Genomic DNA, 13,405 nt, shown 5'->3' with positions numbered 1-13,405 from the left:
GAGGTTTATATATAAAGTAGGTTATGACTCTTTTGTTTATTGTCCAATTGGATTTATTGCAGAGTATTTTAGACTGGCTATGCTAAATACACAAGATATATTTATGGATTGTTTCGCGGATCCTATCTCAAAAAATGAAAAAAACGATTTTAAATTATTGACAAGTAATAAAACTAAATATATATTAAATTATAATATTTTTAATTAAATAATTATTATTGAATATAAATAGGAGGTTCCCCTTTATGAATCCAAATAATCGCTTAACAACAAATCAAGGTTCTCCTGTAGGAGATAACCAAAATTCTCGTACAGCTGGTCAACGTGGACCAGTATTATTAGAAGACTATCATTTAGTAGAAAAACTTGCTCACTTTGATCGTGAACGTATTCCAGAGCGTGTTGTACATGCACGTGGTGCAGGTGCTCATGGTATGTTCGTAACAAAAAACAGTATGAAGCAATATACGAAAGCAGCGTTTTTACAAAATGAAGGAACTGAAACACCTGTATTCGTTCGTTTCTCAACGGTTATTCATGGTCAAGGTTCTCCAGAAACAGCTCGTGATCCACGCGGGTTTGCTGTTAAATTTTATACAGAAGAAGGAAACTACGATATCGTAGGTAACCATTTACCTGTTTTCTTCATTCGTGATGCAATTAAATTCCCTGACATGGTGCATTCTTTAAAGCCAGCACCTGATACAAATATTCAAACACCAGATCGTTACTGGGATTTCATGACGTTAACTCCAGAATCTACACATATGCTGACATGGGTATTTTCTGATTATGGTACACCGGCAAACTATCGTGAAATGGAAGGTTTCGGCGTACATACATTTAAATGGATTAATGTGGAAGGTAAAATTGTTTACATTAAATATCATTGGAAACCACAGCAAGATGTCCGCAATTTAAGTGCAAAAGAAGTGGAAGAAGTACAAGGTAAAGATTTCAACCATGCGACTCGTGATTTATTCGAAGCGATTGAAAAAGGAAACTATCCAAAATGGGATCTACACGTACAGGTTATGCAATTAGATGAAATGGATTCTTTAGAGTTCGATCCACTAGATCCAACAAAAGTATGGTCAGAAGATCTCTTCCCATTAATTGAAGTAGGGACAATGACTTTAAATCGCAACCCACAAAACTTCTTTGCGGAAGTAGAGCAAGCGGCATTTACGCCAAGTGCAACTGTACCTGGCATTGAACCATCTGAAGATAAACTATTACAAGGTCGTTTATTCTCTTACCCAGATACACAGCGTTACCGCCTTGGTGCAAACTATTTACAAATTCCTGTAAACTGCCCATACGCAGCTGTTCGTAATCAACAACGTGATGGTGCAATGCAAATCAATCAAAACCCATCAACAATTAACTACGAGCCAAGTCGTCATGCTGAAAATCCTGTTGAAGATTCAGCTTACCGTGATTCGATTATGAAACTTGAAGGCTATGTATCTCGTGAAAAAATTGATAAACCAAACGACTTCCAGCAAGCTGGTGAGCGTTACCGTTCATTTTCTAAAGAGGAACAAGATAATTTAATCGCAAACTTAACAAGCGATTTAAAAGATGTGAATGAGCAAACGAAACTACTTGCAATTTGCAACTTCTTCCGTGCAGACCGCGAGTATGGTATGCGCTTAGCAGAAGCATTAAGTGTTGATATTTTAGCGTATCTAGGAAATCCTACAAAATAATAGCATTCTAAATTCTATTTTATTCTCAAATTAAATTGCAATATTTGTTTACTAATACAATATATGAGAAAAGAAGCTGTCTCAAAAGGTCGTGAGAAACGATTTTTAGAGACAGTTTTTTTGGTTCTGGTGCAAATATATGAAGAAAATCATGGATGGTAGTAGATTCTCGTATTTTTTGTTATAGGGGTCACCATACATCGCCATCAACCTAAGAAATCAATCACCCCAAAACGAAAAAAACGAGTTCAATTCAAATAAATAACTGTAGAAAAGTAAAAATTTCGTTTAGGGGGTACTTCAAGACCTTAGCTTGATGAGCATGGGGGCCACCAGTATTCTCTACTATACTTTTTGAGTGTTGTTCACATAAAAAAAAAAGACATCCTTCCGGATGCCTTTCCAAAGTTTCTCAGTTTACACATTTTTACGAATTTGATAGGACGTTAGGTTCGAATCTAACGATTAAAGAAAAATCCAATCCGTTCTATTACATTATATACTAATCTGGACTAGCAACCCTATGTAATTTTACATATTGGGCATAACCCATGCCTATCTACTCTCTATATTGAGTGGCGTTGAAGCTATGCATATGATGAAAAAGGGACAACTTGTTTTACCGGACAAGTCCGTCCCAAACCAGAAAGAATTTATTCATAAATTGTTTGGCTTAGCTTCATAAGATAGAAATGAAGAGAAAATTGCTACTCTATGTTTCTAACTAATATTTTTCACCAGAACCCGCCACTCCCCTTCTTTAATACATTTCGTTCGATAGATAGATTAATAAGCATTTCAAATGCCATCCCACGGTTTCCTAGTCCCATTGTTATTCCTCGCTTTCTACTTGTAACTTTCTATTTTAATTGAATATGCAACATTTCATATTTTTTTATTAACTATAACTTACTAGCGCATCATTAAAATCCATTGATAAATCAACATTTGTAATTTAATCCCTTATATTAATCCCTGAAAGGATACTTTTAAACACTTTATACGAATAATTATATTGGAATTTCTTGTTCTACACATCTATACGTGTTTTGTGTATTATATAGCAGAAGAGTAAGGTAAGAGTTACTCTTTGTCATTTTAGGAAAGGTTCTGTTGGAGACAACAGGACCTTTTTTGTTCGAATTTCAATAAAACAAGTCTCAAATTCCGTCTCATTGGAAATAACTATATAATGAAACTGATTAAATATTAGGAGTGCTATTAATGTCTGATATAGTCCGTCTCTTAATTATCATGATAATTGCGATCTTTTTATTTTCTTCCATACTAATGGAGTTTAAAAAACCTCAAAAAAGCATGTTTTGGTTCTCAATTGAAGTCTTGTCTCTCCTCGGTGTTTTACTGCTAATAAAGGAATTTTTCGTCAATCAAATAACATAATCCCCTGAATAAAACTCAATATTCCGTTAATACTGTATATGACATTAGATTTTCTCCTTGTTCCCCCTTGGAGATGAGCAGTTAGCTAATTGAGCTAGCTACTTTGTTTTTTTAACCATTTTTGTATGAATACAATTTATATACATAATTTCTGAAGTAAGATCCATACTATATATTAGGTCCTATGTCTTAACATCTAAAACCCTTATTTCAGCCTTAGACCTAATAAAGCGCTCCTCTCTCTTACTTGGGGCTAAGCAGTTAGCTTTTTCTAGCTGCTTTGTTGTGCCAAATGTAGTTTTTATTAGGTATTTGCACCTCAATGAATAACTCACATATATTATCATGTGTGCCACACTACTCTCTGAGGGCCCAACTTACTGAGAGCACTACTTGAAGGTGCTCTTTTTAGTTTTGTCTGAATAAATCCCCAATTTCTGTCCATACTTTGAATACGCCAATCTGTAACAATTGATTTTCCTCCAAAATGGGGCAGTTAGCTTTTGCTGACTGTTCTTTTGTTTGAAATTAAAATAGCTTTTTTGTTCCAAATGATACCCTCATTCATTTGGACACATTTACCAGTATTTTTACCAAAAAATACATGATACCTTTAATTAGTCGAGTACGTCATTACTTGACGATTACCCTTAGGAGCCCCGCAGACAATCGGGGTTTCTTTTATTTAAATAAGGATTTTGTTACCTTTTCGTAACTACTATAGGTATATATACATGTTACAATTTAAAAGAATTTGCAGATTACCCCTTGCAAATTCATCTCTTTTCGCCCCTTATTGCCCCTTCAATAAGGGCAGTTTTTAATAAAGAATAGGGATTTTATTTAAAGTTTACTATCCCACATTCACAAAAATGATTTCAAAATCCCCATTTTGTTTATATGATTTCTTTAAAAATTTTAAATTCTATAATTAGTAATGGAGGCATTAAAATGAGCAATACCCCAGAATTATCACAACAATTAGTCCCCAAAAAACAATTTAATCCTTACAATCAACAACAAACGAATAAAAAACTAAGATGGCGTTTTTTGTTAACTTTAGCTTTTATATTGTCTCTAACTTTGTCTGCTCAACATTCCATTTACCAACAACAAAAATTGATAAAAGCAAAACAAGTCCTAATAGATCAAGAAAAACAAAGATTATCTACTCTAGAAAAGGTTGGGGAATCTCTCGAAAAAGATATTAAGACTTTAACAGCAAGTGAAGAAGGCATTTTAAAATTCGCAAGAAAATTGTATAGGTTTTCCAAACCTGGTGAAACTATATTTCAAATACCTAATTAACTTATTAATATCTAAGCGATTATCATCAAAAATCTATCAAATAACGCTTTTGTATAAAAACTGCACAGCCATAAAAACATACATACAATATGATGTGCACCTTTTTTCTATATGACTCTTGGTCAAAGAGCGCCTTAAAAAGCGCTCTTTTTATTTGTTGCGATAGGTAAGACTTTGAAGTTATCTCCATCTTTTCCCCCGCTTAACACTGTACGTGCGACTTTCATCGCATACAGCGTCCCATCTTATCCTTTTATACTAAAGCAACTAGATTACAAACTTAGTGTTGTACTCACCAACGTATTAATTCCCCTTTCTTACGAAAGGTCACATCATCTTACTCGATCCTGTGAGTTACATCTAATTGATTTAGTTTTCAAAGAACAAGACTAGGGACTATCCCTTCACATTCGTTACATGCTTCGTCGGTACTGTGTCCCCACCTTCACAAGAATTAAGCAATTTCGGTTCGTTAGAACCTTATATGCATCTGTTCGCTAGTAGGCGTTTGTGACAGTTTCTTGCTTACCACGTTCCGATTGACTTAGCTATACATATATCCTTAGGTGCTTGCTGTAAGCCTGTTATCTTTACATCTTCATTGTTAGATGTTCCGAATTTCATATTATTTACTCTTACTTTTCGGTAGATAACGTCGTCATTGACGACATACACATTTCTAATGTATTAATAGTTTAGACCCGTACATTCGCAAGTTCGTCAGTCCATTTGGACATTCTCACCATAGATATTTTGTAGCATCCCGACCTATCCATTACCATATGATTTCTCACTTAGGTTTTGTTCAGCCGACTTCACCTAGCTTCATACAATTTGTGACTACTATCACGCCTTGCATGTAGGAGTATTATATAAGTAGTTTCAGCTCAACCTGACGGCTTTCATTCCTACTTTCAGTCAATCAGTTGTTGTCATCAAATTGATAACCCTCCTATTTCGTGTTTGCACACTTATGAGGAAACGTGTCGCGCAAATAACTATTTTGTTCACATTATTCCGAGACATGTATATACTGTGGTATACGATATGCGATAGCCTTTACAAGGCTCTCTTAAAGGGCTTTTTTTATTTTTATTTGGTATCAAATAACGCTTTTTTTAAGAACTAATGATTTTTATATTTTTTAAGTTTATCATCACAAGTAATTTTTATAATTAGTTAATTTCTCAATATAGTTTGTGTATATAATTCCATTCAAAGATACATAATACCCACGTAACTATTTAAAAATACATCGTTTTTATATCTAAGTTCAAAAAGGAGCTATATAACATGGATAAAAAAAATCTATTAAGTCAACAACTTGATCATGTGTCATTGGATGCGCTGAATACTCCTAGTAAGGCCCAAGAGCAAATGCAAGAAACATCTCAGGAGGCACATGATTCAAACAAGAAGAACGGTACTCAAGCTTTACATGGCGAAGATTTACCAATTTCAGACGTATATAGAACAACGAACAAACAGTAAATTTCAAAGGGGAAAATCTTAAGAACGAGTGAACTTAATTCTTTTCCCTTTTCCTATTCAAATAATGCTTTTATATGAAAGTCGTACACATTTTTGACACATCAACCATCACAATTACTTGAAAACTCGTGATAATATTAATTCGTCGAATACGCCAAATTTCGACACCTTACGACAATAATATCTCTCCTATAAAATCCCTGTCCCCACAGGGATTTTCTCTTTTATTCATTACTTTTTGTTGCACTGAATTCCCATCCTGAATAAAATTCAAATTGTATTTTTTATCAAATTCTTTAATATATGAATGTTACGTAAAAAACTTGTAAAGATTGCTGTCATTCTCACTATTTGTCCCGAAGTTGTTATATAATCAAAGTGCAAAAGCATCAACATTCCTTACGACTTTTTAGTATTGCTTTGCTAGGAGAAATCCTAGCTTTTTTTATTTCATGCCTGTTGACCCGAAACCACCAACGCCCCGCTCACTAACCGATAACTCATTTACTTCAACAAAATGAGCTGTTTCTAATTCTTTCTTATATTTCTTTGTAAATGATTCTTTCACTGGCCACGTAATGGCTCTTAGTATGTTCCACCCTCAGATGATTCGTTGATCTACATTGTTTTTGTTAATGCCGTTACTCTTAGCTTTTTCGTACTGTTCCCAAGTTGGAACAGGCAGGTAATTATTCTCCATTCTCTCCCTCCTAATCTAGCTCCATAATTTCTTTTCTCGTACGTTCAGAACGATTTACCTTAATCTTCTGAATACCTTTACCATGCTCTTTCACTGCCGCGCTCCATGCTCCACTCTCTGTCTTTACATCGAACCAATCAATACGTTGCTTTTCTTCCTTGTCATAGAATTCCACAGCGTATGTCGTTATGACGCTATGCTGTAAGAACTTTTCAGCGGTACTCGTTGCGGAGTAATTAAAACTTCCCACAACATCATCAAGTGTTAGTTGTTTCATGCCCCTAACCCCATTGGTCGAGATTTAATCTCGTTTTTATCCGCTTGATCCATTATCAAAGCCGCAATTTCGAGTTGGTGTCTTCCTAGTTCTTTTGCAATTTCAATGATGTTTTTATCCTCTTCCCACATTTCTTGTAATCGAATCACTTCACTCTCATCGAATACCAAGTCCAAATTTTCTAACGCCACATACATGTTACGACGCGATTTCTTCATGTATTTCCTTTGTTGTGCTGCGATTGTGTAATTCTCCTTTTCTAAATCCGTCCCAAGTCTCGGCATCCCATTTCCCCTCCAGTTGTAATTTATGAATTTCACTGAACCTCGCCATAACGGCATGACGTCTTCTATCCACTTCTTCAGGTGTTTGATTCGCTACTTCGCAAATACATGGTGCAAATTGATACATCCCCGTTCCCATATCGTTTTTGATTACTCCAGTTCCTTCACATGCACACATTCCGATTTCCTCCTTTTAAAATGGCAATGCTTTTCTTCTGTAATCCTTTGTATCTTTGAAAACAATCGCTCTAAAGTTATTGAAGATACGCGATACAATCCGTTCATCGTATGCACCCTCCAAACGCTCTCCTGTGAGGTTTGTAGTAAAGATAGTAGATTTACCTTGCCTACCATCGAAAACATCGAATAACACCCTATTAATGAAGTTTGTTGCTTTTGTATTTGCATCTAACGCGCCTAACTCTGCTCCTAAATCATCAACTATTAATACATCCGCTCTTACCAATGTCCGTATGATTGAATCCTCAGTTAAGGAGGAATCTTTATTGAACGTACTTTTAATATTCCGTAGCAATTCACCAACTATAACGAAGACAACCGATATCCCTGCACCTGCAAGCTGATCTGCGATTGCATAGGCAAGATGTGTTTTACCCGCTCCACAATTCCCGGCCATAATCGTATTGAACACCTTCTCATTGAGATAATCCGTTGCGATGACCTTTGCAATTTCAAGGTTCTTCGCTAGAGTAGGTTGATAGTTCTCAAAGTTAGCTTTCTTAATGTTGCTATCGGCAATCATGCTTTGTTGATGGAACAAGAACTTCTTCTCATTCGCTTTGTCTGCATCGTATTTCGCCTGTTCTTGTTCCTGGAGCTTCTTACTTTCGTTTTCAAGGAAACATTGAGGGCATACAGCTTGTCCACCGAACTTCATCTTATTCATGCCATGCGTATCACGAACATCAGAATCCATAGTCATACGTTGAAAAAAGCTTTGTGAAATTCACAAAGCTTTTTTCTCGCTACTCATAAACTATCTACTAATGTCGCCTTTTTCTTTGGCTAGGTATTCTAGAAGATGAGGAGATATATGTCGTTGTAATTCTTCAGCAATCGGTTGAAGTTCATCAAGAATCAAAAGATTCATAAAGAAACGCCATCCTTTCTTATAATTCTACAGAAAGGATAACGTCTTTTGGACTTTATGGGTAGTCTAAAACCTTAACTTGATAGTACCCCCAGAACAAAATTTTGTGCTAACTTGTAACAAAAAAGCTCATTTTTTCGTTTTGGGGTAATTCTGAATTCTTAAGTTGATGGGCATGTATGGTGACCACCTATTAGTAAAAAGTGCGAAAGAGATTTTGTGTGATCGATGTAATCAGCAGAATACGTCCGAATAATTAATTGTAGCGCACCTTGAAATATTAGATAGCTAAATTATAATGCCTGCTTATTCAATGATGTATAGAAGTAGTTTTATAACGCTTTTATATGATGGTGTCATGAGTTCTAATCAAACTTTTTTATAAATAATATCTCTAGATGTATTGTGTAGGAATCCGTTTTGATCAAACTCTATTTCAAAGCAACAATTTTTTGACAGTTTCCCTAACGAATGGGGCTTATTAGTTGATACAGAAGAAGAGAAAACAGAATATATAGAGGGTTATTACGAAGGTATTGTGATTATGGAGAACGGACAAAAGGCGAAAGTGGAAATATTCTTGGCCAATGATGTTGAGGATGCCGATGATTCGTGGGTATGCAAGCGTACGAAGTTTTATCATAAGAGTTCTATTTGTTTTATAGAGAAAAGAAATGAGATAGAATGATAGGTTTAATGAAAAGAGCCCTAAGGAGATAGGGGCTCTTTAGGGCTCGCCTAATCGGATAAACTGATTAGGAGGAATATAAATATTTTAACATATAGATGACTCATCTGAAGGTAACAAAAAGATAACAAATGAGAATGTATATGGCAATGAAGATTTTCACTGTAAAAGGGGTACGGAAACGATTCAAGGTATGAGGGGACACTCTGGGGAAATATTCAAATTGATACTATAAATATAAACAAGAAACCTATCTACGGATAGGTTTTTATTTTACAATGAAGATGGTTGAATATTGAAAAATATATAAATTCTAGGGGGATTAGTTATGCCTAGTATTCAAGATACGATATATCCAAGAATCAAACATAATTTAAGTACGGAAGAATTAAGTAGTGTATATACGCCAACAAGAAGTGAAATAGAATGGACAAGTTTGAAAACAAAAGGAACATTACAACAGCTATCGCTACTAATTTTGCTAAAAACTGTACAAAATCTTGGCTTTTTTACACGTATTTCAGATATACCTCCAATTATAATTAAACACATTGCTCAGTCAGCTCAATTACCTATTCCTACTGAAACTGAATGGGAAACATATGGTAAAACACGTACTGTAAAAAGACAGTATCACTTTGTAAGACAGTATCTAAAAATCCAACAATTTGATCATAATGCTCGTCAAATTATGCTTGATACAATGAAACATGTAGCTGGAAGCAAAGATGATCCAGCTGATTTAATTAATGCAGCTATTGAAGAATTAATACATCAAAGATATGAATTACCCGTTTATAACACTTTTAAAGAAGCGGCTAATGAAATAAGACATAAATCGTATCGTTTCATTTATGAGCAAGTATATGAATCCTTACAAGAGCAACAATTACAACAGATAGACTATTTATTTCAAACAGAACCTGACACCTTTTATAGCCCATGGAATCGCCTCAAAGAAGATGCCAAACGTGCCTCTTTATTTCATTTAAAAGAGTTAATTATGCATCACGATTGGTTACTACAGCAAAAAATACCTGTTCACCTTCTCGAAAGTTTTTCTTCAACCAAAATACAACAAATGGCTGCTGAAGCCAAAACATTAGATGCTTATCGTATGTCAGAAATAGAAAAGAAGAAAAGATATACGTTGGCTATCTCTTTGGTTTCTGTACAAGCATCAAGGGTACTAGATAATATTGGTGAAATGCTGATCAAACGTATGATGAGTATCCATAAAAAAGGACGTGAATTTTTACAGGATTATAAAAAGCAGACACAAAAACGAACGGATTCTTTAATAACTACTTTACAGCATGTACTTATGGCCTACCAAACGGAAGGAATACCTGAAGAACGTTTGCAAGCTATTCAACAAGTACTTGGAGAGAAAGAAGATCAAGTATTACAAGATTGCGAGGATCATCTAGCACTTAGTGGGGATAATTACTATTTGTTTTTACAAAAAATCTTTAAAAGTCATTGCTCTACACTATTCAAAATTTTAGAGGTATTCCCTTTACGGTCAACAAATCAGGATTCATCTATAGTAGAAGCCATTCAATTTTTATTATCTCATCAACATACCAGAAAAGAATGGATATCGGTCGCTCATATAAAAAAGATTGGACCGTGGAAAAGAAAAGTGACACCTCTTCTGAACTTGTCTTGGATACCTGATGGTTGGTGGAGATGGTTAAGCCCTAAAAGGAAAAGAGAAGTTGTTCCGGAGGAACTGAATCGTCGGCATTTTGAAGTATGTGTATTTTCACAAATTATGTGGGGTTTGAAATCTGGAGATTTATATATTGAAGGTAGTGAAAAATATGCAGATTATCGAAAACAACTTATTTCATGGGAAGAATATGAAGAGAACCTTGAGGAATTTTGTAATCAATTAAACTTACCTAGTTTAGGTTCAGATTTCACAAAAAAGATACATGATGACCTTCAACAAGTTTGCCATAATACCAACAAATCTTTCCCGCATAATCAACAAATTAGAATTGAAAAAGGCGAAGTAGTAATTGGAAAACTAAAAAAGAAGAAGGTTCCTCCTAAATTGAAAGAGCTTGAAAATTATATTATGTATAATTTAGAACCGATTAACGTTCTAGATATGTTAGCAGACACAGAATATTGGCTCAATTGGACACGGTTTTTTGGACCCATTTCAGGATATGAGGGCAAATTAGAAAATCATGTTGAACGCTATGTAACGAATACATTTTGTTACGGATGTAACTTAGGTCCTACTCAAACGGCTCGTTCAGTACAAGAAATAGATCGAAAACAAATTGCCTGGATTAATCAAAGGCATGTAACAGTTGAAGATTTAGACAAAGCAATTCGATATATAATTAATGCTTACAATCGTTTTGAACTTCCCAAATATTGGGGAGATGGAAAAAGTGCATCAGCAGACGGAACAATATGGGATGTCTATGAACAAAATCTTTTATCCGAAAACCATATTCGATATGGAGGTTATGGGGGTATTGGATATTATCATGTTTCTAACACATATATTGCTTTATTTAGTAATTTTATTCCTTGTGGAGTTTGGGAAGGAATACTTATATTAGATGTTTTGATGAATGAAAAAGTAGATATTCAACCAGAAATTCTGCATTCGGATACGCAAGGACAAAGCACCACAGTCTTTGCTTTAGCTACTTTATTAGGTATTCAGTTAATGCCTCGTATTCGCAATTGGAAGCATTTAAAATTATTTCGACCCAATTCACAAGACAGTTATGAACATATTGATGAACTATTTTCAGGAGAAATCAATTGGAGTATAATTGAAAATCACTACCCAGATATGCTTAGGATCGCGATGTCAATCAAAGCTGGTAAAATTACTCCATCTACTATATTGAATACACTAGGCACATATAGTAAGAGGAATAAATTATACCAGGCATTTTGTGAATTAGGCAGAGCTATTAGAACGATGTTTTTGTTACAATTCATGTCTAATGAAGAATTACGACGTACCATTCAATCTGCTACAAACAAATCTGAAGCATTTAATGGATTTACAAAGTGGCTCTTTTTTGGTGGGGAAGGCATTATTTCTGAGAATAATCGTGAAAAACAGAAGAAAATTATTAAGTATAATCAACTGGTTGCCAACTGTCTTATCTTTTATAACGTGTTTTCCATGTCTAAACTACTTCATGAGTATGAAAAACAACACGTGGGATTTAATAAAGAATTGATTTGTTATTTAAGTCCCTACATGACAGCGCATGTAAATCGATTTGGAAAATATCATATTGATTCAAATCGCGAACCTGAGAAACTACCATTTGATCTTTCTTTGTTTTCAAAAGATATGGTATTTCCTTAAAAATTGTATACTAAAAACCGTAGCGATAAATTATTCCTACGGTTTCAAAATTAAAAAGCATTAAATTTTCTTAATTGGGAAGAGGTTCTGTTGCAAAATTTGAAAAAAGCATAAACCAATTGATGAATGAGTAGCAATATGTAGGCAGTGGCTGGTGATTGTTTCTTTTTTTAATATTCAAATGGAAAGATAGACATTAAATCCACTTCTTCAACTTCTTCTTTAGAATTCGTTGCGATTTCGTTATATTCAAAAGATATACTCGTTAGTATTGCAAATACTACTAAATTTCCTAAAAGAATTTTTTTCATGTTCTTCTTTCCTCACATTTCTTCCTTTTAAATATAGCAAGGGGGAATATTTGTATAAAAGGAGTAGAAATACTTATTTTATCATTTGATGTAAATAAATAATTGCAACAAGGGAAACCCCCTCATTATTTGAGGGGGCTCCATCACTTCGATTCTCTTGTGAGAGAGCTTTCTACTATTTTTATTGTTCTTTTTTAACTTCTGGTTTTACTGTATAAGTATAGCCTTCGTTTGTCGCTTTGCTATTTTCAGCAACCATGCTTCTAGATTTAGCAGCAAATGCGCTAGGTTTCGCTACAGGTCTTACAGTTACAGAGAACTCTGTTCCATATTCAGCTGAGTAATTACCATGTCCTACTAAATACACTTTTTGGTCATTATAATTCAGACCTTGTACACTTAAATCAAGGTTTTTATCATACTCTAAAGCGCTCCATGCCATAGCCGCTAAAGAACTCGTACCAGTGGACCCCTTACCGTCATAAGTATATTGACCATCCACTAAAGAGAGAAGCTTTACATTTCCGCTTATTTTAGCAGTATTTAAATTCACAATAACTTCCACAGAAGAATGTGCTGGAACAGTAATATTTTGTGGAGTAGCGGTATAATTGATAGTTTCAGTTTTTGTATTGGTATCTGTGCTTGAAAAATTATATTCAGTAGATAATTCAACACTTGTTTCTCCAATCAATGGAATGCCAAATGTTGAAGAAGCTGTTACTCCTAAATTAAAACCATTTGTAACAGAACTACTAACTGAATTT

General features: G+C 34.5%; 11 protein-coding genes and 2 pseudogenes. 5 read left to right on the top strand and 8 right to left on the bottom strand.

Translation table 11 applies throughout. The features are described from left to right. Positions 1–245 precede the first annotated feature (245 nt). Positions 246–1,712 (top strand): catalase, encoded by a 1,467-nt coding sequence (locus QCI77_RS29910; RefSeq protein WP_353826065.1) that lies wholly within the window; start codon positions 246–248, stop codon positions 1,710–1,712. Between the two features lie 565 nt (positions 1,713–2,277). After that, positions 2,278–2,397: pseudogene (locus QCI77_RS29905) on the top strand (IS6 family transposase); the annotation flags it as partial. A 49-nt stretch (positions 2,398–2,446) separates the two neighbouring features. Here QCI77_RS29905 and QCI77_RS29900 read toward each other — a convergent pair. After that, entirely contained in the window at positions 2,447–2,542 is a 96-nt protein-coding gene (locus tag QCI77_RS29900) for a recombinase RecU (RefSeq protein WP_353826064.1), read from the bottom strand. A gap of 1,522 nt (positions 2,543–4,064) precedes the next feature. On the opposite strand from QCI77_RS29900, the gene QCI77_RS29895 reads away from it, so the two are divergent. Both QCI77_RS29895 and QCI77_RS29890 read left to right on the top strand, forming a co-directional pair. Continuing rightward, on the top strand, positions 4,065–4,421 hold the full coding sequence (locus QCI77_RS29895) for an FtsB family cell division protein (protein ID WP_070139887.1): 357 nt from the start codon (positions 4,065–4,067) through the stop codon (positions 4,419–4,421). Positions 4,422–5,714: 1,293 nt separating this feature from the next. After that, the gene (locus QCI77_RS29890; protein WP_353826063.1) at positions 5,715–5,912 is read left to right on the top strand and encodes a hypothetical protein; all 198 of its coding nucleotides are present in this window, start codon (positions 5,715–5,717) and stop codon (positions 5,910–5,912) included. A gap of 445 nt (positions 5,913–6,357) precedes the next feature. Here QCI77_RS29890 and QCI77_RS29885 read toward each other — a convergent pair. The 5 genes and pseudogenes from QCI77_RS29885 to QCI77_RS29865 form a co-directional block, all read right to left on the bottom strand. After that, a pseudogene (locus QCI77_RS29885) lies at positions 6,358–6,444 on the bottom strand (dUTP diphosphatase); the annotation flags it as partial. Between the two features lie 178 nt (positions 6,445–6,622). Next, positions 6,623–6,889, bottom strand: coding sequence for a hypothetical protein (locus QCI77_RS29880; RefSeq protein ID WP_353826062.1), 267 nt, complete (start codon positions 6,887–6,889; stop codon positions 6,623–6,625). Then, positions 6,886–7,173 (bottom strand): helix-turn-helix domain-containing protein, encoded by a 288-nt coding sequence (locus QCI77_RS29875; protein ID WP_353826061.1) that lies wholly within the window; start codon positions 7,171–7,173, stop codon positions 6,886–6,888. The genes QCI77_RS29880 and QCI77_RS29875 overlap by 4 nt, the downstream gene beginning before the upstream one ends. Further along, positions 7,088–7,351, bottom strand: coding sequence for a hypothetical protein (locus QCI77_RS29870; protein WP_353826060.1), 264 nt, complete (start codon positions 7,349–7,351; stop codon positions 7,088–7,090). Before QCI77_RS29870 ends, QCI77_RS29875 begins: the two co-directional genes overlap by 86 nt. A gap of 15 nt (positions 7,352–7,366) precedes the next feature. Next, positions 7,367–8,116 (bottom strand): ATP-binding protein, encoded by a 750-nt coding sequence (locus tag QCI77_RS29865; RefSeq protein WP_353826059.1) that lies wholly within the window; start codon positions 8,114–8,116, stop codon positions 7,367–7,369. 1,184 nt (positions 8,117–9,300) lie between these two features. Between QCI77_RS29865 and QCI77_RS29855 the strand changes: the two genes are divergently transcribed. Continuing rightward, positions 9,301–12,327, top strand: coding sequence for a Tn3 family transposase (locus QCI77_RS29855; RefSeq protein ID WP_353826058.1), 3,027 nt, complete (start codon positions 9,301–9,303; stop codon positions 12,325–12,327). Positions 12,328–12,497: 170 nt separating this feature from the next. Here the strand turns inward: QCI77_RS29855 and QCI77_RS29850 are convergent, their stop codons facing one another. Further along, positions 12,498–12,638 carry a hypothetical protein gene (locus tag QCI77_RS29850; RefSeq protein WP_353826057.1) on the bottom strand — a complete coding sequence of 47 codons (141 nt, stop codon included), beginning with the start codon at positions 12,636–12,638 and terminating at the stop codon, positions 12,498–12,500. A gap of 181 nt (positions 12,639–12,819) precedes the next feature. Beyond that, the coding region (locus QCI77_RS29845) for an ETX/MTX2 family pore-forming toxin (RefSeq protein WP_353826056.1) at positions 12,820–13,405 on the bottom strand (586 nt) is incomplete at its 5' end.

The organism is Bacillus cereus group sp. MG9 (assembly GCF_040459995.1).
Classification (GTDB): domain Bacteria; phylum Bacillota; class Bacilli; order Bacillales; family Bacillaceae_G; genus Bacillus_A; species Bacillus_A mycoides.
The sequence above is the reverse complement of the archived record's forward strand: the minus strand, read 5'-3'. Positions and strand labels throughout refer to the sequence as shown.